This window comes from Desulforamulus reducens MI-1, from assembly GCF_000016165.1.
Taxonomy (GTDB): domain Bacteria; phylum Bacillota; class Desulfotomaculia; order Desulfotomaculales; family Desulfotomaculaceae; genus Desulfotomaculum; species Desulfotomaculum reducens.
Map to the genome: position 1 here is coordinate 2417877 of NC_009253.1, position 24541 is coordinate 2442417.

Annotated in this window: 25 protein-coding genes, 1 pseudogene, 1 riboswitch and 1 other annotated feature; of the genes and pseudogenes, 1 reads left to right on the plus strand and 25 read right to left on the minus strand. The window is 39.6% G+C overall.

Annotation, left to right across the window (positions count from 1 at the left end; all coding sequences use genetic code 11):
- Positions 1-68: 68 nt before the first annotated feature.
- A riboswitch (SAM riboswitch) is annotated at positions 69-176 on the minus strand.
- A gap of 37 nt (positions 177-213) precedes the next feature.
- Both DRED_RS11805 and ychF read right to left on the minus strand, forming a co-directional pair.
- A complete protein-coding gene (locus DRED_RS11805) occupies positions 214-1506 on the minus strand; it encodes a BaiN/RdsA family NAD(P)/FAD-dependent oxidoreductase (RefSeq protein ID WP_011878526.1) in 1293 nt (430 codons plus the stop codon).
- A gap of 114 nt (positions 1507-1620) precedes the next feature.
- Positions 1621-2721: a redox-regulated ATPase YchF gene (gene ychF / locus DRED_RS11810; RefSeq protein ID WP_011878527.1), complete on the minus strand. Its 1101-nt coding sequence runs from the start codon at positions 2719-2721 to the stop codon at positions 1621-1623.
- A gap of 191 nt (positions 2722-2912) precedes the next feature.
- On the opposite strand from ychF, the gene DRED_RS11815 reads away from it, so the two are divergent.
- A complete protein-coding gene (locus tag DRED_RS11815) occupies positions 2913-4220 on the plus strand; it encodes a sodium-dependent transporter (RefSeq protein ID WP_011878528.1) in 1308 nt (435 codons plus the stop codon).
- 46 nt (positions 4221-4266) lie between these two features.
- Here DRED_RS11815 and rbr read toward each other — a convergent pair whose 3' ends face one another.
- The 23 genes and pseudogenes from rbr to carB all read right to left on the minus strand — a co-directional run bounded on the left by rbr (position 4267) and on the right by carB (position 24238).
- A complete protein-coding gene (rbr, locus tag DRED_RS11820; protein ID WP_011878529.1) occupies positions 4267-4800 on the minus strand; it encodes a rubrerythrin in 534 nt (177 codons plus the stop codon).
- Positions 4801-4966: 166 nt separating this feature from the next.
- Positions 4967-5128, minus strand: coding sequence for a hypothetical protein (locus DRED_RS18805; protein WP_156779654.1), 162 nt, complete (start codon positions 5126-5128; stop codon positions 4967-4969).
- A gap of 15 nt (positions 5129-5143) precedes the next feature.
- Positions 5144-5401, minus strand: coding sequence for a hypothetical protein (locus DRED_RS11825; RefSeq protein WP_198006897.1), 258 nt, complete (start codon positions 5399-5401; stop codon positions 5144-5146).
- 66 nt (positions 5402-5467) lie between these two features.
- Positions 5468-5617 (minus strand): annotated as a pseudogene (locus tag DRED_RS18330) (ArsC/Spx/MgsR family protein); the annotation flags it as partial.
- A 164-nt stretch (positions 5618-5781) separates the two neighbouring features.
- Positions 5782-7434: a glycine betaine uptake BCCT transporter gene (locus DRED_RS11830; protein WP_420794784.1), complete on the minus strand. Its 1653-nt coding sequence runs from the start codon at positions 7432-7434 to the stop codon at positions 5782-5784.
- A gap of 116 nt (positions 7435-7550) precedes the next feature.
- Positions 7551-8744, minus strand: coding sequence for a M24 family metallopeptidase (locus DRED_RS11835; protein ID WP_011878532.1), 1194 nt, complete (start codon positions 8742-8744; stop codon positions 7551-7553).
- A gap of 229 nt (positions 8745-8973) precedes the next feature.
- Positions 8974-9360 (minus strand): DUF134 domain-containing protein, encoded by a 387-nt coding sequence (locus DRED_RS11840; RefSeq protein WP_011878533.1) that lies wholly within the window; start codon positions 9358-9360, stop codon positions 8974-8976.
- 203 nt (positions 9361-9563) lie between these two features.
- Positions 9564-9767, minus strand: coding sequence for a DUF5320 family protein (locus tag DRED_RS18810; RefSeq protein WP_041274608.1), 204 nt, complete (start codon positions 9765-9767; stop codon positions 9564-9566).
- A 103-nt stretch (positions 9768-9870) separates the two neighbouring features.
- Positions 9871-10071, minus strand: coding sequence for a hypothetical protein (locus tag DRED_RS19095; RefSeq protein ID WP_049755900.1), 201 nt, complete (start codon positions 10069-10071; stop codon positions 9871-9873).
- Complete coding sequence (locus DRED_RS11850) at positions 10062-10703, minus strand: NAD(P)/FAD-dependent oxidoreductase (protein ID WP_049755901.1); 642 nt, start codon at positions 10701-10703, stop codon at positions 10062-10064. Before DRED_RS11850 ends, DRED_RS19095 begins: the two co-directional genes overlap by 10 nt.
- A gap of 256 nt (positions 10704-10959) precedes the next feature.
- On the minus strand, positions 10960-11376 hold the full coding sequence (locus DRED_RS11855) for a NifB/NifX family molybdenum-iron cluster-binding protein (protein ID WP_011878535.1): 417 nt from the start codon (positions 11374-11376) through the stop codon (positions 10960-10962).
- 23 nt (positions 11377-11399) lie between these two features.
- Positions 11400-12191: an ATP-binding protein gene (locus tag DRED_RS11860; protein ID WP_238442513.1), complete on the minus strand. Its 792-nt coding sequence runs from the start codon at positions 12189-12191 to the stop codon at positions 11400-11402.
- A gap of 59 nt (positions 12192-12250) precedes the next feature.
- Entirely contained in the window at positions 12251-13081 is an 831-nt protein-coding gene (locus tag DRED_RS11865) for a nucleotide-binding protein (RefSeq protein WP_011878537.1), read from the minus strand.
- A 2-nt stretch (positions 13082-13083) separates the two neighbouring features.
- On the minus strand, positions 13084-13458 hold the full coding sequence (locus DRED_RS11870) for a NifB/NifX family molybdenum-iron cluster-binding protein (RefSeq protein ID WP_011878538.1): 375 nt from the start codon (positions 13456-13458) through the stop codon (positions 13084-13086).
- 182 nt (positions 13459-13640) lie between these two features.
- The gene (locus DRED_RS11875; RefSeq protein ID WP_011878539.1) at positions 13641-14066 is read right to left on the minus strand and encodes an EamA family transporter; all 426 of its coding nucleotides are present in this window, start codon (positions 14064-14066) and stop codon (positions 13641-13643) included.
- A 28-nt stretch (positions 14067-14094) separates the two neighbouring features.
- Positions 14095-14868: an ABC transporter ATP-binding protein gene (locus DRED_RS11880; RefSeq protein WP_011878540.1), complete on the minus strand. Its 774-nt coding sequence runs from the start codon at positions 14866-14868 to the stop codon at positions 14095-14097.
- A gap of 2 nt (positions 14869-14870) precedes the next feature.
- Positions 14871-15752 carry an ABC transporter permease gene (locus DRED_RS11885; protein WP_011878541.1) on the minus strand — a complete coding sequence of 294 codons (882 nt, stop codon included), beginning with the start codon at positions 15750-15752 and terminating at the stop codon, positions 14871-14873.
- A gap of 30 nt (positions 15753-15782) precedes the next feature.
- A complete protein-coding gene (locus DRED_RS11890) occupies positions 15783-16751 on the minus strand; it encodes an ABC transporter substrate-binding protein (RefSeq protein WP_238442514.1) in 969 nt (322 codons plus the stop codon).
- 98 nt (positions 16752-16849) lie between these two features.
- Positions 16850-17091 (minus strand) — a binding site (T-box leader).
- Positions 17092-17155: 64 nt separating this feature from the next.
- Positions 17156-17974: an EFR1 family ferrodoxin gene (locus DRED_RS11895; protein ID WP_011878543.1), complete on the minus strand. Its 819-nt coding sequence runs from the start codon at positions 17972-17974 to the stop codon at positions 17156-17158.
- A gap of 427 nt (positions 17975-18401) precedes the next feature.
- Positions 18402-19289, minus strand: coding sequence for a GNAT family N-acetyltransferase (locus DRED_RS11900; RefSeq protein ID WP_011878544.1), 888 nt, complete (start codon positions 19287-19289; stop codon positions 18402-18404).
- A 44-nt stretch (positions 19290-19333) separates the two neighbouring features.
- Positions 19334-20239 (minus strand): DUF2156 domain-containing protein, encoded by a 906-nt coding sequence (locus DRED_RS11905; RefSeq protein ID WP_011878545.1) that lies wholly within the window; start codon positions 20237-20239, stop codon positions 19334-19336.
- Between the two features lie 204 nt (positions 20240-20443).
- On the minus strand, positions 20444-20782 hold the full coding sequence (locus tag DRED_RS11910; protein WP_011878546.1) for an arsenate reductase family protein: 339 nt from the start codon (positions 20780-20782) through the stop codon (positions 20444-20446).
- A gap of 216 nt (positions 20783-20998) precedes the next feature.
- Positions 20999-24238 carry a carbamoyl-phosphate synthase large subunit gene (gene carB / locus DRED_RS11915; RefSeq protein WP_011878547.1) on the minus strand — a complete coding sequence of 1080 codons (3240 nt, stop codon included), beginning with the start codon at positions 24236-24238 and terminating at the stop codon, positions 20999-21001.
- Positions 24239-24541: the final 303 nt, after the last annotated feature.

The following is a 24541-nucleotide window of genomic DNA, read 5'->3' on the forward strand; positions in this document are numbered from 1 at the left end:
ATAATACCCTCCGCATAATAAAAAAACGCCCAATAAGGGCGTTAATGGTTACAGCTATCCAATCGCGCACCTTATCTCTCAAGAACTAAAAGTCCTGCAGGAGTTGGCACCGCCGCCATCCAATGGCCGGTTGCCGGGCTTCATAGGGCCAGTCCCTCCACCACTCTTGATAAGTACAAAAACACTATTTCATTACTGGTTAATTTACAACAACTATTGTTCTTCGTCAAGATCTTCTTTGATAAAAAATGTTGCTGATTCCCCTGCTACGAAGCCAGTACTAAAGGCCACCTGCATATTAAACCCCCCAGTCTGCGCGTCTACATCCAATACTTCACCGGCAAAATAAAGTCCCTTTATTTGCTTGGATGCCATTGTCCGAGGATTGATCTCCTTTATTGCAATACCTCCGGCAGTTACGGTGGCTTCTTTGAGGGGTCTAGTGCCGGTTATGTGAATTGGTAATGCTTTAAAATGAGCTACCAAATCTCTAAGATTGTGCCGGGTCACCATATTCGCCGGACTCTCCAAGGGGACACCAACCAATTGCAGTAATACTTTGGCTAATCGCTCCGGCAGTATGGTAGACAGAAGATTTTTTACTGAACGTTTGCCACCTTCCTCCAAAACCTTGTTTAGTTTTTGTTCTAAGACCGCCACAGAAAATCCAGGGAATAAATCAATTTTACCTTGTATAGGTTCACCTGGATAGCGCTGGGCTTCCAGTGCAACAGCTCGTCCCACCCGCAGGGCCCCGGGACCCGAAAGACCCCAGTGGGTTATAATGACATCCCCAACCTCTGAGGCCAGGACTTTTCCCCTATGGTTATAAATCATTATGGATACATCCTGTAATGAGAGACCCTGGGCCTGCCTATTCGAAATCCAGGGGTCATTACAAGTGACCGATACAGCTGCGGGCAACAATGGGGTAACGCTGTGCCCCACCTGCCGGGCCATCTTATAGCCATCCCCAGTGCTGCCCGTGTTTGGATAGGACAGCCCTCCGGTGGCAACCACCACTGCTTTGGCTCGCAATGATTCTCCATCCATGAAGACACCCCGGCAACTTTGATTTTCCAATAACAGGGAGTCCACTTTACTACCATAGCGAATGCTTACGCCGGATTGTCTCAGGTATTTCTCTAGGGCTAGAACCACATCGGCTGCTCGGTCGCTGACAGGAAAAACCCGGCCCCTTTCCTCCACCTTTGTCTTTATTCCCAGGGACCCTAAAAAATTTCGCAAATCCTCCCCGGAAAATTGATGCAAGGCACTGTATACAAATTTTCCATTACCAGGGATATTTTCAATCATTTCATTGATATTGGCACTATTAGTTAGGTTGCAGCGCCCTCCACCGGTGATGAGCATTTTCTTACCCAGACAATTGTTCTTCTCCAGCAACAACACCCTGGCTCCCAATGTTGCGGACCTAGCTGCAGCCATCATGCCCGCTGGCCCTCCCCCAACCACTAAAATATCATAATCTCTATGCAAACTCATTGAATCCGTCCTTTGCTGTAAAAAGCTACTTGATATATTTTAACTCAGGAATAGGGGTATGCATACAGGGCTAAAACAAATGGGCAGCCCTAAAGATAAAGAGCTGCCACATATCTACACGTTAAATCGAAAGTTGATAATATCGCCATCCTGTACAACATACTCTTTTCCCTCTAAGCGCAGCAGGCCCTTTTCCCGGGCTTTGGCCAGAGAACCTGTGGATGCCAAATCTTCAAAGGCAATCACTTCTGCCCTAATAAAGCCCCGCTCAATATCGGAGTGAATCTTACCCGCCGCCCTTTTGGCATCGGTGTTACGTTTGATGGTCCAGGCCCGTACTTCATCTTCCCCGGCGGTAAGGAAAGAAATTAAACCCAGGTAATCATACACCGCCCTGGCCAAACGATCAATGCCCGGTTCGTTCGTCCCCAGGTCTTCCATAAAGAGAAGCCTGTCAGCTTCCGGCAGTTGACTGATCTCCATTTCTATGCGACCGCAGATTTCTGTTACAGCAATTCCCTTTTCAGCAGCGTATTTTTCTACTTCTTCTTTAGTGGGATAGCTACCCTCCCTAAATTGATCTTCATCTATGTTTATCACCAGCAGCATCGGTTTTTCTGTTAAAAAGGAATAGTTTTTTAATGTTAATTTTTCTTCTTCGGTTAGCCCCAATTGGCTGATGGGCGTCTCTTCTTCCAGTGCCTGCAGACATTTTTTTAATACTTCTAGCTCAAAGGCATTCTCTTTGGTAATTTTTTTGCCAGACTGGATTCTTTGGATTCTTTTTTCCACCAGATCCATATCTGCCAATAAAATCTCCACAGCAATGGTTTCTATATCCCGCAGGGGGTTAATTTCGTCTTCTACGTGGGGAACGTCGGGATTCTGATAGGCCCTTACAACATGTACCAGCAGATCAGCATTTCGAATGGCACTGAGGAATTGATTGCCAACTCCTTTTCCTTCGCTGGCTCCCCGCACTAATCCAGGCACTTCACTGAATTGAATTTGAGCATAGGTAATCTTTCGTGGCTTGTACATATTCACTAAAAAATCAATTCTCTTATCAGGCACTCTCGCAGATGCAGTGATTGTTTCGGTTTTTCCACTTAAAAAATTTGATACTTCCTGGTTGGAATTGGTTAATAAATTAAAGATTGTTGTTTTTCCCACCATCGGCAGACCGATTATCCCACTTATAAGGTTAGTTGACATATTCATCACCTCTGTTGTTCAGAATTTTATCACATCTCTCAACCCTTTGCTACATAGGTCCATGAATGTTTCATTCAGAATGACATTTTTTGCAATGTTTGTGAAAGCATAATTTATGTTATTTTGAGGAACTTTAGTTTTTAAATCTAGATTTAAATTTCTTAACTACATATCAAACAGGGGGGAATGAAATGGCTGAAGAACGCGAGGCGTGGTCGGGAAAAACTGGATTTATTTTAGCTTGTATTGGTGCTGCCATGGGCCTGGGATCCATCTGGATGTTCCCGTGGCGCATCGGTGCCTACGGCGGTGGAGCATTCATGATTCCTTATTTGCTCTTCACCTTTGGTTTAGGTGTGTTTGGTTTAATGGGGGAATTTGCCTTTGGACGGAGCCAGCAAAAGGGGGCCATTGGCTCCTTCTCCAAGGTCTTTAAAGAAAAGGGTAAAAACTATGGCTCTACCCTAGGTATCATACCAGTTATTGGCGTAACAGGGGTTTTTACCTTTTATTTAATTGTTTGCGGTTGGATTTTGAAGTATTTCTACCTTTCTATCATCGGGGCCTTTGGCAAAATTGATCCTGGTCCTTACTTTGGTGGTTTTGCCGGACAACCCGAAAGTATCTTTTGGCACTTCTTAGCCCTAGTGATCACACTGGCCATCATTGCCAAGGGCGTTTCTGGTGGTATTGAAGCGGCAAACAAATACATGATGCCTGGTTTATTCATCATTTTATTGATTTTGTTGTTCCGTTCTTTAACTCTGCCGGGCGCCATGGAAGGCGTTAACTTCCTGTTGATACCAGACTGGTCTAAGCTGGCAGATGCTACCACTTGGGTCATGGCCCTTGGTCAAGCCTTCTTTACGGTGTCCTTGGGTGGTGCCGCCATGCTGGTTTATGGTAGTTACTTGAAGGATACTGAGGATGTTCCATCCTCTGCCATGCATACAGCCTTTTGGACTACCATAGCATCTCTGCTGGCAGCCTTCGTTACCATTCCATCAACCTTTGCCTTTAATATGGATGTACAGGCTGGCCCACCCCTACTGTTCATCACCATCCCAATGATATTTAAATCAATGACTGGTGGCTATATCTTTGGTATTCTATTCTTCACAGCGGTTGTTTTTGCCGCCATCTCCTCTGCCATTAACCTAATGGAGGTACCCGTTGAAGCCATCATGGATCGCTTTAATATGAGCCGTATCAAGGCCTCCATTATTGTAGCTTTGGCTGGCTTTATAATCGGTATCCCACTGGATTTAAACATGGATTTGTTCGGTAGATTTGCAGATTTAGTTACCATTTATATTGTACCCTTTGGTGCTGTTCTGGCAGCTATTGTGTTCTTCTGGGTATACGGAGCATCCCGGGCTAGGGAACAAATTAACAAAGGTGCTGCAAAACCCTTGGGCAAATGGTTGGAATTTCACACAAAATATGTGTTTACCATTGTGGCTATCGTGGTTCTAATTATTGGGATTGTACAAAGCTGATATAAAATCAAGAAACCCTATGCATTGGCACAGGGTTTCTTGTTTATTAATAGTTTTCGCAAAGGACTTCGTAGTAAGCCTGAGGATGCGCACAGGCCGGGCATATTTCAGGAGCCTCCTTACCGCTGTGAACGTAACCACAATTACGACATTTCCACTTTACCTCTTCATCTCTCTTAAATACTTTGCCTTCTTCAATGTTTTTCAGTAAAGCCAAGAAACGCTTTTCGTGTTCTTCTTCCACTTCACCTATTTCTTTAAAAACATCAGCAATCTCGTCAAAGCCCTCTTCCCGGGCAACTTTTTCAAATTCTACATACATATTGGTGTATTCATAGTTTTCACCAGTGGCGGCTTCTTTCAGGTGAGCTTTGGTGTTAGTGATTCCATTTAAAAACTTAAGTAATCTTTTAGCGTGTTCCTTTTCATTATCAGCAGTCTCAATAAAGATACCAGCAATTTGCTCATAGCCTTCTTTTTTTGCTGCACTGGCCCAATAAGTATATTTATTACGAGCCTGGCTTTCACCTGCAAAGGCTGCTTTTAAGTTGGCTTCGGTTTTGGTTCCTTTTAAACTCATTGATGAGCCCTCCTTTAATTTGATCTTTTTTGTTACCATGTTTTTCTTCTGCAAAACAATATTTATTTCCTTTTGGCTTATTAATAGTTCATAATTTGTTAATTCTTTTGTTAGGATTGAATTCATAATTACTGAAACCAACCCACCGGGTCGGCTTCAGTAAGCATTACATTGGTTTTTCTTTGCCGGAGGTAACTGGCAGCTTTTTTTTAGAAATATCATTTCCTTGAAAAAGATCGTCCGCAAACTGATCCAGCCTAGCTGGGTGGCTGGCAGGACGCTCCGGGTTTCTGGTATTAGGACTATTACTGGTGCCACGGTCGGACATTTTGCTCACCTCCCATTAGTTTAAAACGGTATTAGGATTTGGTCCAAATTCTTTCTGAGCCTGCAGGGCCTGTTCAATGGTTGATCTACTTTCAGGATATTTAAGAAATTCTTCATGGATTTTAGCAAAGGCCCTACGAAATTCCGGGCTTTCCCTCAACATATTGGTAGCAATGTCTGTTAGTGCTACCGTCGCCTGAATAAATCCTTCATTTTTTTCAGGATGATGCTCTCGCAACTCCTTTATAGCATTTTCCGGTAGCTTACTAAACATTTCAAATATCATATACATCACCTCAGCAGTTTATTGCTGGGTTTAGTATTTCCCAATTAAACTTTGTTATGATGCAAATACCTTTTGCCAATCCATTTCTTTAAAACCAACTAGTACGACTTCACCATTGGTTAATATTGGTCGTTTCAGCAGCATACCGTCGGAAGCCAGAACTTCGTATAATTCTTCCTCTGTGGCAGTTTTAACTTTATCCTTGTTATTTTAATATCTTTAAATCATATCCACCATTGAAACAATGGTTATTTTTAACCTACCTGTCCTTTGTGCCGTCCACCACAGTAACAATTTCAAACCGTTACCCGTACAAATCAGCCTTTGCGGTTTTTGACATCATTCTTAGAATAATAAAAACCCCGCAATCACTTACGGGATTGCGGGATTTCAACTGTCTTGTTATTACTTTTTTGTTCTACTGCCCTTTTTTTCCCATCTGGTAAAGGTTTAAGGGCAATCCTGGTTCCAGTCCGCTTTCGATATTCCCTTTCCATATCATCATAATCATCTTCAAGGGCCTTCATAATAGAAAAACACATGAATACCATTATGAGGGCAAAGGGTAGTGCTGTAACAATTGAGGCAGTCTGTAAACTCTGTAATCCGCCGCTCAATAATAGGACAGTGGCAATAGAAGACTGAAGTATTCCCCAGGTAAGCTTCACCCTATTGGTGGGGTTGTTATCCCCCTTGGAGGAAAGCATCCCCAAAACAAAGGTGGCAGAATCTGCAGAGGTAACAAAAAAAGTTATAATTAAGAGGGTTGCTGTGGCTGCCAATATTGTTCCCAAGGGCAGTTTCTCCAAGGTAATAAATAATGCCGAAGTAATATCCTCTTGGACAGCTGCCGCAATAGCCTTATGGCCAAAAACTTCAAGGTTTAAAGCTGTTCCTCCAAAGGTAGAAAACCAGAAAAAGCTAAACAGACTGGGCACTAATAGAACTCCTAAGATAAATTCTTTGATTGTTCTCCCCTTAGAAACCCGGGCAATAAACATGCCCACAAAGGGTGCCCAAGCGATCCACCAAGCCCAATAAAATAGGGTCCAATTACTAATCCACTTATTCTGAGTAAAGGGAGTTAAACGGAGGCTCATTTGGATAATATTTTGCAAGTAACCTCCTAGGGTGGTTGTCAGGGTATCAAAAATAAAGGAGGTTGGCCCCAGAAACAATACAAATAGAAGCAGGGACGTAGCCACTGCAATATTGGCATTACTAAGAAATTTGATCCCTTTATCCAACCCTGTGGTGGCTGAAATCATGTATAAGACTGTTACAACGACGATAATGACAATATGGACTAAGGTGTTATTGGGAATACCTAAAAGATGCGCAAGTCCACCATTTATTTGAAGCGTTCCTAAGCCAAGGGAAGTAGCAACGCCAAAGGCCGTGGCCACAATGGCCAGTATGTCAATAGTTTTGCCAAGGGGACCATTGATACGATCCCCCAGCAATGGGTAAAAGGTGGAACTGATTAACCCTCTATAGCCCTTCCGGAAATTAAAGTATGCCAATGATAAAGCAATGATTGTGTAGATGGCCCAGGGCTGAAAACCCCAATGAAAAAAGGCATAAAGCATACCCGTCCGGGCAGCTTCCGCTGTTCCACCCTGCAAACCCTGGGGAGGATTTGTGTAGTGGCTTACTGGTTCTGCAACACCCCAGAACACCAGCCCGATTCCCATTCCCGCGCTAAACAACATGCCAAACCAAGTAATATTGGAATATTCCGGCCTGTCATCATCATCCCCCAAGCGGATTCTTCCGTATTTGCTAAATGCCAGGTAAATAGCAAACACTAAAAAACCAAAGGTAGCTAAAAGATAAAACCAACCAAACTTCTCCGTCATAAACCCTAATATACTGTTTGCTTGCTGACCAAGGCTTTCTGGAAAAAAGGCCCCCCATAAAACAAAGGCAAGAACAATCAATACAGAAACTAGAAATATAGTAAACGCCCCCTGTAATTCTTTATACTCAAAGTTATTTTTATATTTTGAGGCGATATCTATTCTGTTTAGCGTTATGCTTTTTTAAAAAACTTATCCTATGTAAATGAGATAATATGCTTTTATTTAAATCAAAAAGCACCTGCCTTCTCTGCAGATGCTTTGCTAATGTTTTCTTACTAATATATTGGAATTAATCCTGGATGATCTCCGGTAATACACCGACCACCCTGGGGGGTAACCACAAAGGTGTTTTCTACCCCCACCATGCCGATGTTTTCAATCCCTTTCTTTGGTTCAACAGCAAAAACCATTCCTTCCTGCAATGGTTCAGTAAAGCCCTCAGCAATGATAGGCAATTCATCTATCTCTAAACCAATTCCATGACCTAAAAATGGTAGTACACCATTACCAAATCCCATAAAGTTTTTTCGAAACCCGTTGTCAAGACTACCCATTATAGAACGATATATTTCGGATGGAATTGCACCTGGTTTCAGCATTTCTGCTGTCCTGTGCTGTATATCAACGCATTTGTTGTGGATAGAGATAACTTCCTTTGGCAAGGATTCGCCAAACATATAGGTCATGGTTTTATCAGTATGATAGCCACCTACCCCGCAGCCTATATCTATAAATACCAGGTCACCCTTTTTAAGTTTCCGATCACGACTGCCTAACAAGGGTACGGCGGGACTCATCCCATAGCTCCCCCCGGGACCATAAAAATAGGAAGGGTAGATGGAACTTTCACCAAAGGCGATATGTCCTAATACCATCTCGGTATCAGTAGATCTCACACGTGTTACCCCTTGGTGACCTTCTTCAACCATCACCGCAAACAACTCAGAGGCTAGTTTTGCTTCGCTCATACCTTCTTTCAGCATTTTAGGTACATACTCCTCCAGCACCAGTTGATGAATATGACCGGACTGTTCCATTAGAGATAGTTCATAGGGGCTTTTTATCCCTCTAATAGCAGCCAGCTGTGCATCAACTGATCTAACCTCGTTAAAGGGAAAATTTTTATTGAATCGTTGATATAAAGCCAGGGGAACGACCTCGGTTTCCATGTAAACAACACTGGGAAAGTGCTTAATGGAAGTTGCCGCATCTCGGAACGTGTTCATTGGTTGAATATGAGGAAAAAATGATTCATCCATTGCACGTTCGTAACTGCGACGCACCCAATAGATTGCTTCATCCTCCCGGGGAATCAACAACATACCATCTTGTCTAGTGCCAGTAAAGTAAAAAATATTCACTTTGCTAAAAATAACTACCATTTGCCAATCAGGATTTGTAGCTTTCATTTTATCCCGAAATCTTTTCATTCTTATTTTCAATTCAGCGAAAGGTACCCTATTCTTCAATGGATATTCCCCTTTGTTTACTTTTCTTAGGAAATTCTAGTAATTTAACTCATTATACACTGCTTTTTTTATTTTTTTAAAACCTACATACCATTATGTGGTTAATCTTAGGCGACAGCGTAAGCCTTAGTTGCCATTATGCAAGTCGGGAAGTTTTATTCTTTCTGACTTGCCAAAAAAAGATTTCAGTTGGAGGTCTGAAATCTTTTTCTTTTCCACTTGCATTTATTCATTTACACTCGCGAATAGCTATTAAAACATTATCTTTATGCTTATTCCTGCGACAAGTTCGTCTATTACATTGCCTCTGATCATCAAATTCATTACAGAGCTTGTAATCACCACCCTCTATTTTTAGCACCTTGCCATTGACCAGACTCTCGGCTAGTTTTTTTCGAGCATTGTCATAGATTCTCTGTATTGTTGAACGAGCAACCCCCATTACATCCGCACTCTCTTCCTGATTTAAGCCCTCCAAATCCATTAGTCTTATGGTTTCATATTCTTCCACTGTCATATGAATGTACTCCCTTGTACTTTCAGATATATCTATGGGACCAAAAGTATTAACTTCTGGTAATATGCATACTCTTCTCCATTTTTTAGGCCTTGCCACGTTCCTTCACCTCCACAATTTTACTCAACTATATTATCACATAATCTTTATATTGGTGAAGTAATCCCACCTCTCTTTGCGCCAAGAGTAGTCTTCTGGTAGATAAGTAACAACAATAAGAGGTGGTTTTCCACCTCTTATTGTTGTTACTTATCCTGATTCTTATTGCAGCAATATTAAACTTTGTTCTAAAAGATTTTGCTTTAAGCATTATCCTTTTTATCGGGATCAATGGCATTACCAAAAGTAGTCCTGCAAAAGCCCCTTCCACGTCCCAGACCACGTCCTAGTCCAGCGCCTGCTTTCATTGTATTGCATAAACCCATGCCTCTACCCTTGCCTCTCCCATTTCCATTTCCATTTCCTCTTCCCAGTCCCATTGGACCTGTACCATCTCTTCTTGGCATAATAGATACCCCCCGGGTAATTATTATGGGTATATACCCATTAAATTTATTATAACTCATTTTGGTCATATGTCAATAACTCTATTATTTTATTTGATCTTAGTTAACGCATCCAGTGCAGCTGCATTGATTGGATAGGCAATGGGTGAGCTGCAACTTGGAATGTATTAAGCTCATTAGCCGTCATACCTTTCTGTATGGCTAAGCTAAGTATATTAATTAATTCACCAATTGTATCTCCTCCAGATATTTGGGCTCCTATTAATACACCTGACGTCTTAACAAATATTAATTTTAAATCCATTTTACTAGTACCAGGAAGTGAACCCGGATGTTTATCCATTGTAGAAAATTTACCAACATAATATCAAAACCTTCATTAATTGCCTTTCTTTCCGTGATCCCTGCGGCTGCAAATGATTTTCCAAAAATTTTAGTTGAGAAAGCACTAATGGTACCTCTATTTTCTCTAATATACCTTAATCCATATAAATTTAATGCAGCAATCTTTGCTTCCATAGCCGCTGTAGATGCCAGTAATATTGGAACATGTTCACCAGTAAAAAAACACTTCTTATCTGCACAATCCCCCACTGCAAATACATCTTTTTCACTGGTTCTCATGTATTCATCAACCCTTATAGCTCTATTTTCAGAAACTTTTATACCTGCTTCTCTGGCAAGATTTGAATTTGGTTCAACGCCCATGGCTAAAATTACAGCATCTGCCTTAATCCTTTGACCATCTCCAAGTTCTATTTCTTCTACTTTCTCATCCCCTAATATTCTTTTTACTTCCATACCAGTTTTAACTTGAATATCATTTTGTTTCATTTCCTCTTCTGCTAATAAAATTATTTCGTTATATGCTTTGCTTATTTCTTTATCGAAATATTTTGTATTTAAGAGCTTGTTTATATCATCCAGTGGAATCAATTACTGCATGGCATTCAGAATTAGATAACTGATATCATCAAGTACATGGACGCTTCCGCTACCTCCATCAACTGCGATTTTACAGACATTTAGTATAAAAGTATGAACCATATATCTCAATTCCTTATTTCCATATTGTTTTGTCTGTTTTAGTACAAAAATAAAGCCTTATGATAACTAGGCTTTATAATACATAAAAATATACAAATGTAATTATAAAATAAACCACTGTTACTTTTTATCAACGGGAAAATTCTTATTCATGGTCATGATCATGCTCACAGTTTTCTTTTTCATGTCCATGGTCACATTCATTTTTCTCAATGCCATAGCCTCTGCCGGCTCCGGGTGTACACATACTTTCTCCACTTTCAAGTACACCTTTCTCAAATTTGGCTATTACTTCATCTATCTTTCCAGACACCCCTGAGATTGCCTGCATCTTATATTCTTGAATTAAGCTTACTGCCTTAGCACCCATGCCCCCACAAATAATAACTTCTACGTTTTTTTCATGAAGGAGTTTGGGGACAAGTCCTGGTGCATGACCGGGATTCTCAATAATAACTCTCTTTACTTCCTTATTATTTTCTAGATCCACCAAAGTAAAAATAGGACATCTTCCAAAATGTGCAGAAACATAATCTCCATCTGTCGGTATTGCTACACGCATATTCGATTCCCCCTGAAAATTAATTAATTTAATTTTTCTGTTACTTTTGTCCATATACTTATAATCTCGTCAGTGACATGACTATTTCCTGCCTCAACTGGAGTTTTAAATTCCTGTAAAGCTTTGACAATGGACGGATCAAAGGGTATTTTCCCCACAACAGAAAAGCCATTGTTTTCGCAGTAACGCTCAATCTGTGAAGAAATCTCATTATTAAGATCATATTTATTGATACACACGAAGGCAGGAATCTCAAAATGTTTTGTTACCCCTAACACTCTTTCTAAGTCACTGAGACCAGACTTTGTTGGTTCGGTAACCACCACCACTGCATCTGCCCCAGTAATAGAGGCAATAACCACACAGCCAATACCTGGTGAACCATCGATAAGCAACCACTTTTCATTCTTTTTGTGATTTGTTATTTTTTTTCTTACTTCAGTGACCAGCTTGCCAGAACCCTCAGCACCAATATCTAGTAAAGCATAGGAAAAGGTCCCTCTTTGTGTATTGGATAAATAGGTTTCTCCTGTCTTTACATCCTCCAGCCTGATTGCCTCCTGGGGGCACACCAATACACAGGCCCCACACCCTTCACATTTCATTGGTATCATGTTAAAGGTCTCACTTATTGCACCAAACCTGCAGGACTCCCTACACATACCACATTCTAAGCAGATTGATGAATCAATCACTGCTTCCTTTGCACCATAATAGTCATCTTTATCTAAAACCTCTGGTTTTAAAAGGATATGCATATTGGGGGCATCAACATCACAGTCCGCCAACATTTTATCTTTGACTAAGAGACTCAAGGATGAAACCAAGGTGCTTTTTCCTGTTCCGCCCTTTCCACTGATAAAGACTATTTGTTTTATTGGTACTCACCCCTTACCAGTTTTTCATAGAGTTTTTCAAACTTTTGCTTTAATACAATGTCCTTTTGAATGGGCAAAATGCCCTCCGAATAGGCTTTGGCAATCTCCGTTGAAAAGGGTATTTCCATAAGAATCTTAATACCTTCGCTACGACAATAATCGTGTATTAACTTGCTATCATCAGAAGCTTTATTAATGATGATACCAAAGGGCATCTTCATTTTTCTTACAAGCTGTACAGCAATTTCCAGGTCATGTAAACCGAAGGGCGTTGGTTCTGTTACTAATACACAGTAGTCACATTCTTCAATAGACTGCACCACTGCACAAGATGCTCCCGGCGAACAATCAATGATTACTGGCTTGTCCTTTTTTATCAAGTTTTTAAGTTCTTGAATAATGGGAACACTAATGGGTTCGCCCACATTTAGTTTGCCATGAAGAAAATTATCATTTTTATTGGCCTCTATAACCCCAATCATTCTTTCTTGTTCATAGATTGCATCCCTTGGGCAGGCTATGACACATGCACCACAATGGTGACATATTTCGTGAAAGAGAAGTACTTCCCCCTTTAACACGGCAATTGCATTAAATTGGCATGCTGTTCCACATGCTCCGCAGCCATCACATTTCGCTTTATCAACTTCTGGCACAAGAACCTTTACTTGCTGACTTCTTTGAATATCAGGGTTTAAAAAAATATATCCGTTTGGCTCCTCAACGTCACAGTCAATATACTGACAAGAAGCTATTGATGCTGCAAAACTGGCAGAAATGGTGGTTTTGCCTGTTCCCCCTTTACCACTTAAAACGGCTATCTTCATTTTTATGCCTCCATAGATCCCATGCCAAAATGCGCTGGCACTGCAGTGCTAATTTTCTCAAGCAGTCCCTTCTGATACTTTTCGATATTCTCTTCTATTGTTGCAGGAACCCCTCTAAACACCGCAACATTGGAAGCCTCTAAAACCTTGGTGGCATTGGGCCCAACATTGCCCGTTATTACCACTTCCACGCCTTTATCAACCACCAATTGTCCAGATGCGATACCAGCCCCACCACCAGAGGCGATTGCAGAGTTTTCAATGACTTCGGTTTTCATCGTATCACTGTCCACAAGAATAAAATATGCAGCTCTGCCAAACCTTGGGTCCAATACACTAGTGGTTGATCCACCCTTTGATGAAATACATATTTTCATATAATTCAACTCCCTCTTTTTTATTTTGTTATTAGCATATGCCCAAAATAAATCTATCATTATTTTGAGCATATGTCAATAATGTGATGTAATAAAAAATAAAAACCCTTCATTTTGAAGGGCTTTCATTTTTGTCTTACTTTTAGAAAATTGCAATTTTACTGTTATAAGTGTGGTTTTCTTTATTTGTTTATAAATATTAATCCAATGATACAAAAAGCAGCACCAATGATTTTATTAAATCCAAACCCCTCTTTATAAAATATGATGCCTATTGGAATAAGCATAAGGGCCAAGGCAATATTAGCCACTAAGGAGCCGACACTTATTTTCCAGCCTGCCCTGTAAGCCAACAAATATCCTAATTCAAGACCGACAATGGAAATCCCCAGGGCAAAACTTGTCCAATTTAAATCTGCAAAGGATTGAACAAACCCTTTCTCAGATTTGTTAAAAAAATAGGCAAAACAAGTTAACAGAGCTGCCGTTAGATAGGTAATAAGCAATGCAGAAAAAGGGTTAGCTTTCTCTGGAGTTGATTTCTGGCAAATATTATACAGTACATTTGATGCTACTATCAGTATAATTGAAAACACATACATAAACATAACTGTTGCCTCACTAATTAAGTAAATTTTAGTTCCCGCATTCTATACTGATTTCATTAAATACTTCCAGCAGCTTGTTGATTCCTATCTTTTGCTTTTCAGTATCTGTTGCGTCTATAACAATTTCCCCATTATGCATCATTAAGATTCTATTTCCGTAATTGACAGCAAATCTAAGATTATGGGTAACCATAAGGGTTGTAATCCCTTTCGATTTTACAATACGATCAGTAAGCTCCATAATATTTTCCGAGGTTTTAGGATCTAATGCAGCGGTATGTTCATCCAGGATAAGCAAATCAATGGGCGTCATGGTGGAAGTTAATAGTGCCAAGGCTTGTCGCTGACCACCTGAAAGAGCACCCACCATAACATTTATTTTATCTTCCAAACCAAGTTTTAGTTGCTCTAGCAAGGATTTATAGTAATCCGTCCGTTTTTTATTTATCCCCGCTGATAGTCCGTAGCTTTTCCCTTTATTATCTGCCAAAGACATGTTTTCAAGGATACTCATATTGGGACAGGTACCCTTTGCCGGGTCCTGAAAAACACGTCCAATAAATTGAGATCTCTTATGCTCTCTTTTACCCGTTATATCTTTATTTCGCAGAAGTATTTTCCCACCGTCAATATCAATACTGCCGCAAATAATATTTAGCAAGCTGGATTTGCCAGACCCATTGCTGCCCACTATGGAAATAAACTGCCCTTCAGAAACCGTAAGATTAAAGCCAGAAAAAAGTATGGATTCGTTTATTGAGCCTTTGTTATAGGTTTTATATATTTGATTCAGGGTGAGCAATTTCATTCCTCCCGAATTTTTATTACTTTTCCATTTGCAATAAGTGCAATAAGAAATAATACTGCGGTTATAAGACGAATGTCAGCATTGTCAAAGCCCACCTCAAAGGCAATTGCTATACACGCTTTATAAATTATTGAGCCACCTAATACCATCGTGGTTAGTTTCAAAAAACCCAATGGTTTAAAGACATTTAAACCAATAATAACCGCTGCCAGTCCCATTACTATGGTTCCTGTACCCATGGATATATCAAAGAGTTTTTGCTGCTGACAAACCACTGAGCCAGACATTGCTACAAAAGCATTGGAAATGGCAAGTCCAATTATTTTAACTGTACCATAATCCTTAGCAATAGAAGTTACGAACTGTTTGTTATCTCCTGTTGCCCTTAGCAGGAAGCCTGATTTTGTGCTAAGATACCAATCCAATGCAAATTTCATCAAAAGGGCAACAATAAATACAATAAAGAGGACGACAAAGCCAGAAAGCTCTGGGGGAAAAAGCTTTGCTAAACCGCTATTGAATATGGTATCACTATCAAAAATCGGTATATTGGCCTTTTTACCAGCTATACGGTAATTAACTGAATAAAGTGCTGTCATTACTAATATGCCCGATAAAAGGTCTGTAACCTTTAATTTTACATGTATGATACCAGTAATTAGTCCGGCAAAAATGCCAACAAAAAAAGATAAGACCAGTGCAATCCAAGGATTGACTCCAGCCGTAAGTAAAACAGCAGTAACGGCAGCCCCTAGCGGGAAACTGCCGTCAACCGTCAAGTCAGGAAAGTTCAATATTTTATAACTTATATATACTCCTAGAGCCATTATGCCATATATGAAACCCTGTTCAAAAACACCAACAATTATTTCAAACATTTTTATGCCTCCGATATTTTTGAACCTTTTTTATTTCACCATTTGTGCAGTATCTTTAAGGCTTGCCGGTAGTGTAAGGCTCAAGTTTTTCAAAACATTCTCATTAACAACTAATTTACTTTCTTTGATTGTTTCGACGGCGATATTATTAATATCTTCACCTTTTAAAACCCTGGCGGCTATTTTACCAGTTTGCATACCCAGCTTGATATAATCGATACCCTGGGAAGCAAGACAGCCATTTTTTACCTGCTCTTCTTCTGAGCCAAATACAGGAATTTTCTTTGCATTTGCTTTACCTAACACCGTTTGAAGATTGGAAACAACAAGGTTATCGGTAAGGTTGGTTATACAATCAACCTTTGCTAAAATGTTATCGGTGGCCATGGGAATATCGGCTTGGGCCGCAACGCCAACCTTAACGATTTCAAAATTGAATTTTGCCGCAGCAGCTTCATACATAGCAATCTGAGTGGCAGAATTCGGTTCACTGGTGTTGTATAGAATACCTACTTTTTTCGCCTTTGGCATAAAGGCCCTGATCATTTCCAGTTGTTTTTCAACTGGGATAATATCACTTGTGCCGGTTGAACCTTTGCCGGGTTTTTCAAGGGAATTGACAAGTTTTGCAGCAACTGGATCAGAAACAGCTGAGAAAATAACTGGTATCTTTTTCTCAGCTGCGGCTGTATAAGCTGTCTGAGCAGATGGAGTTGCAATTGCACAAATAAGATCATAATTATTACCAACAAAGCTTGTTGCAATGGTGTTTGCTGTTGCTATTTCGCCTTTGGCACTTTTGTAATCAAAGGTAACGTTTTTCCCTTCTTCAAAACCCTCTGCTTTTAGCCCTTCAATGAAACCCTCACGGCAATTATCTAAAGATGGATGATCTGCTATCTGCGTTATACCGATTTTATACATTTTCTCCGTGCCACTGGTGGCTTCAGTTGACTCCTTAGAAGTCAAAGAACAGCCGGATAAAATACCAAGAAACAATGTTGCACAACACAATCCTACCAAGATTCTTACAAATGACTTATTCATTTTTTCTATACCCCCTATTAAATTATAAAATAAAAAACTCTTATCCCTTAGAAAGGGACAAGAGTAAATTCCTGCGGTACCACCCAAATTGGTCAAAATGACCCACTTTATAATGTACTGACATACATTCTCACTTTGTAACGAGCTGAGATCTCGTCAAAGCCTACTCTAATAAAATATTTCGGCCTGCCCTCATAAGTCCATTCAGTAAAGTATACTATATCGCAATCACACCATCTGCGACTCTCTGTAAAAGTAAAACTTTCTTACTATTCTTATTCATCAGTTTGTACTATTAATTTTTATACATGTTATAATATGCTATTTTGTTTGTCAAGCATTTACATAAAAGTTATCTAGAAAAAAGTTTCTGGTTCTCTTCGGCTAGCAAAATCAACTTCTAATTCATGCTTATGTCTTAAATAATCTTTATCATCATAATACTTTGCTTCAGTTGGACAATTTTTAATACAAGCACCACATTTAATACAAATTCCGTTTAATTTAGATACATCTTCATAATCAATGGAACCCATTGGACAGAGATTAACACAAAGTTTACAATCAATACAATTACTATTTGTTTTTGGAGTAACCTTTCTAATGTCAACAGGTGTACCATTTTCATTTTCGGGCTTATAATATTTTCTATAAGGTTTATTTCCTTTTACAACTACAGTCTGTATATTATCTTGAGTGGTTATTTTCGTATATATCTGCTCGGCAAAATCGCTTACTATGACCATATCTTTTTCATCAGGTCTGTTTTTAGCAAGAGTTTTAGAAAATGAGTGTTCTCCTATAAAGGCACCCCCAGCAATGACTTTAAAACCATTTAATTCTAGAATATCCTTTAATTCAATTAGAGCATCGTCATAATTTCTGTTTCCATAAACAACTACAGCAATTGCTAGTGCACCGTTACCAGTAATAGTATTTAAATAATTAAGTAATATATTAGGAACTCTTCCTGCATATACAGGAACTCCTATAATGACAACATCTTCTCCTGTAAAAGATACTGGTTCTTTTCTAACTCCAGGTAATGTAAAATCAATATTGTTTATAGTTAGTTCACTGGCAATGTTCTCTAAAATCTTCTTTGCTATTCCAGATACTACTTTTTTTGTTGTGCCTGTGGGGCTAAAATACATTGTATTTATTTTTTTATTCATATTAAGACCTCCCGTTTTTACATTTGTTTACTCATTTTTATGATTTCTTTCAAATCTAAAAATAAAAAATGAATACATATCCTATTAAATGAGCAAATACTTCTCACAGATTTTTATATAAAAAATAAAAGAAACATGGCTTACGGTAACCTCCTCTTCATTACCTTCAGCCATGTCTATGTCGTTATATTTTTTATTTTCTAACTTCTCCTAATATGGAAGAACACACACATCTTTATAATCACTATTTTATTCCAATTTGTTTCTGCTAATGATTTTTTGTTTGAAATTATACCATATTATACCCCAAAATCCAAGAACTGTGCGTCTTTCTTGTTATATATTTAATCCTTTTGCCTTCATGATCTTTAAAGAATCCCCAGTAAGTAGGGTCCCACTCAATAGAACCGTCCCTGACTGATGATAGCTAGTCAAAGGCAAAACCCAGATAACCTAAATTTTCAGGTGTTAACTCTAGATTAATTTTTCTATGCACTTTGGCCATGGCAAATGGCCTGATGGAGCCTCCCAAATGCCCACCTAGATATGCAGGTGTACGCACTATATATTCCTTTGCGTCCAGTTGTTGTACAATCAGTTTAATACCCTCGTTTAAAAGTTCCTCCGGTAGTAAGATTTCTTTAATCAATACCTTTTCTAAGGATAGTCTTTCAATGGCTGCACAACCCTGTATTTTTTCAAAATCAATACCATAGATGTCTGCTCCAGATTGCCTAGACAGCTTTTTTTGGTAGTTAATGTCCTCATCCTCATAGGCAATATAAAACCTGTCACTAAGCTGCTTATTTCTTCGAAGATTATATTCTTCGGCAACAATGGGTGATATTGTTCCCTTATGGGTCTGGCTAATTGGCAAGGTGTCTATTTTATGGCGGTTCAACGAAGTCTCTCTGATATAGAAACCTTTTTCATAGCCTCTTTTGTAATAATAGCTAAAAAGCTGCTCCTCTGCAGGAACTAGAACAGAGAGATTTTTATTGTTTGCCTTAAGATATTCATCACTATAATTCATTAAGTGGGTGGCAAAACCCCTGTTCTGTTTTTGGGGATGTGTGGCAATGGCATAGAGCATGGCAGCATGAAAAATTTGGTTATCAGGGGTCACCAGTTTGACAGGTATCATGGTAAGCATGGCAGAAATGTCCCCATTGTAAAGCAATAAGAGGGTTTCATGTTCTTTGTACCTATTGGCATAGTAGAAGTCTATATAACTGTCCTGATCTCCAAAGCAAAGCTTCCATATTTCTTTTTGGTAAACTATCTCGCCTTTTTGTGCAAGTCGAACTTCAAACATTTTGCAACCCCTTGCCAAGTACCAGTTATTTTGATCATAATCTTTTAAACAATAATATATTTTGCCATGAATTTTTCTTCCATTCTATATGGGTAGTAGGATAATTTGGCCTTTCTCAATCCTTCGTAGCCCATGTCCTCCTCACGATTGACAAACATCAGTTGGGGATATTTTTCTTGTATAAAAGCCGCGAATTCACGGTTAATCATTTGATAAGCTCCCTGTATCTTGCTAAAGGCTTTTTCAATGTGAATAACATAGGTATTAGAATTTAGTTTTTCTCCCATGGTGTAAGCAATCACTCTGCCATTTAATCGAATGAGTCCACCCTCTAAACCAAGCTCGTTAAAGTTATTAAAGCATCGACAAACAGCACAGTTTTCATCAGCAAGCTGTTTATCTTCATGACATCCATTTTCCTTACACCATATTACATTCATTTCCCAGCACTCAGCTAGATTATCAGATGATATTTGTTCAAAACTCCAGACATGCTTTTCCTTAAATCGATTGATATGGTTGCGTTTGGAGTGAAGCTTATTCCCCGACAGGGTAACTAGCTTGTCTAGAAGATAAACATAATCGAAGCTGTCACGCATCTCTTTATATTCAAAGCTCTCCGGAAACAAACTATTAAGCACGATTATATTTTCTGGAGATACTCCTAACATTATAAATTTATGCCCACAGTCTGCTGCATCTTGTTTCATAGTCTCTATTACAGACTTAGGATCACCTTTACCCGCGGGATAGAAGTAATACTGTTCACCATTTTGCAACCTTCCTTTAACAACAAGATAATCACTTACCCTTGCCACACGATAATGATAGATTTCGGACCAGGCAAATATATTGGTAAAATTTTGATGACTACTACTCATTTCCCCTAAGGTAATAAGCGGTCCCATCCATTGTTTGTCAGCCAATTCAACTTTTTTGAAATTAATCACTTATGCTTTCTCCACTTCTAAGTTTCGTATTTCTTCTTCTAGTTTGATTAAATATTATTTGTCATTTCTCTGTTAATATTTTCCAAGGCATTCTTGGTACCGCCCTTATGGATATTATTATCTCAAATAACAATAAAAACACTTTTTTAAAAAATAGAAAAGACCCTCGCTTAGGAAGATCTGACCTTCTATCAACATCACCTTTTATTCCCAAATTCCCCATATTTCGGGCTCATAGCCCACCGTGGCTTTTTTACCATTACGCACAATAGGCGTTTTATAAAGGCCTGGATTGTTTAGCAGTAGCTCTTCCCTAACACTGGAACCAATGATACGATCCATACAAAGCTTCTTGTAATCCTTAGATTGAGTATCTATTAAGTTATTTAATCCTATCGCAGCCGCAACACTTTTCAACTCTCCTTGGCTTAACCCCTTTATGCTCAGATCAATAAATTGATACTTTATCCTTCTTTCTTTAAAATAGCGTTCAGCTTTTTTAGTATTAAAACATTTCTTTATACCAAAGATTTGAATATTCACTTATAAATCTCCTAAATTCCTTTTTCCTTACTTAAATATATCATACTTGTTGTTAGAAATAAAATATGGAATACTAACATATGCACTGAACCCCTAACCATTGGGTCAGGGGTTTCCAGTACCATGCCTATGCAGTTTATTCTAACACCTTGAACTATCGCAAATCAACCTAAATTAAACATGCATCACCATTTGGACCTATTCAGCCAGAAGATACTAGCCTGGGATATTTAGTGTAGTAATATCTGAGTGATATTCTTGTAAGGATTTTTTCTTAGACTCTGACAAACTATTTTCTATATAGGCTGCAATACCCTTTGCACTTGCCAAGGCTGCAGTCATGGTGGTGATATATGGAACCTTATGCTTGATGGCTATTTTACGGATATAGGAATCATCAAGTTCACTGAGTTTAGTCCGTGGTGTGTTGATTATAAGATTTATTTCCTTATTTGCAATGCTATCTGCTATATTGGGACGTCCTTCAAAGACCTTTTTAATCTTCTCACAGTCGACTCCATTTATCTCAAGGAATTTGCAGGTTCCTTCTGTTGCTCTGATTTTAAAGCCGATTTTTGAAAATTCCCTTGCTGCCTCAAGAACATCAGATTTATCATTATCGTTTACGCTAATAAGCACAGTTCCCGAGGTAGGCAGTGACACCTGTGTTGCTTCCTGAGCCTTATAGTATGCAAGCTCGAAAGAATCTGCCATTCCCAATACTTCTCCAGTGGAGCGCATTTCCGGACCTAAAACCGGGTCCACCTCAGGGAACATATTAAAGGGTAGAACTGCTTCTTTCACCCCATAATGGGGGATTTTTTTATTAATAAGGCTACCCATGGGGTATTTTTTTCCGGCGTAGTCAGCCATGATTATTTCTGTTGCTATGCGAGCCATGGGGATATTGCATACCTTTGAGACAAGAGGAACCGTTCTGGATGCTCTTGGATTGGCTTCCAACACATAAACCCTGTCGTCGGCTATTGCATACTGCATATTCATAAGGCCGACAACCTGCATTTCTTTAGCAATCTTCTTGGTATAATCCACAATGGTGTTAAGGTGTTCCTCTGATATACTTACGGGTGGAATTACACAGGCTGAATCTCCTGAGTGAACACCAGCATATTCAATATGCTCCATGACTGTCGGAACAAAGGCATCTTTCCCATCGGAAATTGCGTCCGCCTCTGCTTCAATGGCATGTCCCAGGAACCTATCTACAAGAATTGGTCTTTCAGGAGTAACTCCTACTGCAGCTGCCATATACCTGCGGAGCATATCCTCATCATGTACGATTTCCATACCCCGGCCACCCAAAACATAGGACGGACGAACCATTAATGGATAACCAATTTTCTTAGAGATGTCAATGGCTTCCTCGATATTGACTGCCATACCTGACTCCGGCATGGGAATACCCAGCTTCTGCATCATGCTGTTGAACCTATCACGGTCCTCCGCCAAGTCAATGGTTTCTTGGGAAGTTCCAAGGATTTTTACACCGGCCTGTTCGAGTTCCCTTGCAATATTGAGGGGAGTCTGACCACCAAACTGAACGATTACACCCAGTGGCTTTTCCTTCTGATAAATGCTTAAAACATCTTCCACTGTAAGTGGTTCAAAGTACAGCTTATCAGATGTATCATAGTCAGTGGAAACAGTTTCCGGATTGCAGTTAACCATAACTGTTTCATAGCCTAGCTCTTTTAGAGCAAAGGCTGTATGAACACAGCAGTAGTCAAACTCAATTCCCTGACCAATTCTGTTAGGACCTCCTCCAAGAATCATCACCTTTGGCTTGTCGCTTACTGAAGTTTTATCTGGAGCGTTGTAGGTTGAAAAATAGTAGGATGCATTTTCAACCCCGCTTACAGGAACTGCTTCCCAGCCCTCTACAATACCCAAACCAGCTCTTGCCTTACGGATTTCTGCTTCAGCTAAGTTTAAAAGCATTGCTAAATAACGGTCAGCAAAACCATCTTTTTTAGCCTTTATTAACAGATCATTCGGAACTTTACCACCCTTATACTTTAGTATTTCCTCTTCCAGAAGAACAAGCTCTTTCATTTGCTCAATAAAATATGGTTTAATATGGGTCATCTTATATAGCTGATCCACTGGAGCACCCTTACGCAGGGCCTCATACATGATAAACTGGCGCTCACTGGTGGGTTCAGTAAGCATGGAGAGCAATTCATCAAGGGAATACTGGTTAAAATTCTTAGCGAAACCCAAGCCGTAACGATTGATTTCCAGCGAACGAATGGCCTTTTGTAAAGCTTCCTTATAGTTTTTACCAATGCTCATAACCTCGCCAACTGCACGCATCTGAGTCCCTAGTTTGTCCTGGGCACCAGGGAACTTTTCAAAGGCCCAGCGGGCAAATTTAATAACCACATAATCTCCTGAAGGAGTGTATTTTTCTAGACTTCCATCCCTCCAGTAAGGAATTTCATCAAGTGTAAGACCAGCCGCAAGTAGGGCAGATACATAAGCGATCGGGAAGCCAGTAGCCTTGGAAGCCAGTGCCGAGGAACGGGAAGTACGTGGGTTTATTTCGATAATGACAACCCTGCCTGTTTTAGGATCATGGGCGAACTGAACATTGGTGCCCCCAATAACCTCTATGGCTTCCACAACTGCATAGGAGTACTTTTGTAATCGCTGCTGCAGTTCCTGGCTGATGGTAAGCATAGGGGCAGCACAGAAGGAGTCACCGGTATGTACCCCCACTGCATCAATATTTTCGATAAAACAAACAGTAATCATCTGGTTTTTACTGTCTCTTACAACCTCAAGCTCAAGTTCCTCCCAACCGAGTACGGATTCTTCAACTAGAATTTGTCCTACCATGCTGGAAGCGATACCGCGATTAGCAATGGTCCTAAGCTCTTCGACATTATAGACAAGACCCCCTCCGGTACCACCCATAGTATAGGCGGGTCTGATAACAACCGGATAGCCAAGCTCTTGGGCTATTTTTTCAGCCTCCTCAACACTATAGGCTGCTTGGCTACGAGGCATTTCGATACCAAGTCTACTCATGGTTTCTTTAAAGGCAATACGGTCCTCGCCACGTTCTATGGCGTCTATCTGAACACCAATAACTTTAACTCCATATTGATTTAAGATACCACTTTGGTTAAGCTCTGAGCAAAGGTTAAGGGCTGTCTGTCCACCTAAATTTGGCAGAACAGCATCCGGTCTTTCCTTTACGATGATTTCGGTAAGACTTTTGACGTTTAGAGGCTCCACGTAGGTTGCATCTGCAATTCCTGGGTCAGTCATAATTGTAGCTGGATTGGAATTAACCAAAACGATCTGATAACCTAGATTTCTTAGGGCCTTGCAGGCTTGCGTTCCAGAATAGTCAAATTCACAGGCCTGACCAATAATAATAGGACCGGACCCAATAATGAGAATCTTGTTTATGTCTGTTCTTTTCGGCATAGTATACTCTCCTTTACTACATTGAATAAGAAGTATTAAATTTATGTATTTTTATACATTTTCATGATTAAATATAATATAAATTTTATCATATTGTTTAGAATGTACAAGAGCTGATTTACAAATAACAACTGCAAACAAAAAGTTTTTTGTTACATCCAGTATCTCTCAAACGGGACAGTCTTCCATGAAAAGCATAAAAATGGTTTTGTCGAACAACAAAAAAAAGAATGGCCTATACCATTCCTTTTTCTTTCAAATATTTGAAAATAACTGTTAAGCACTTAGCAGTTTCCAGCCCTG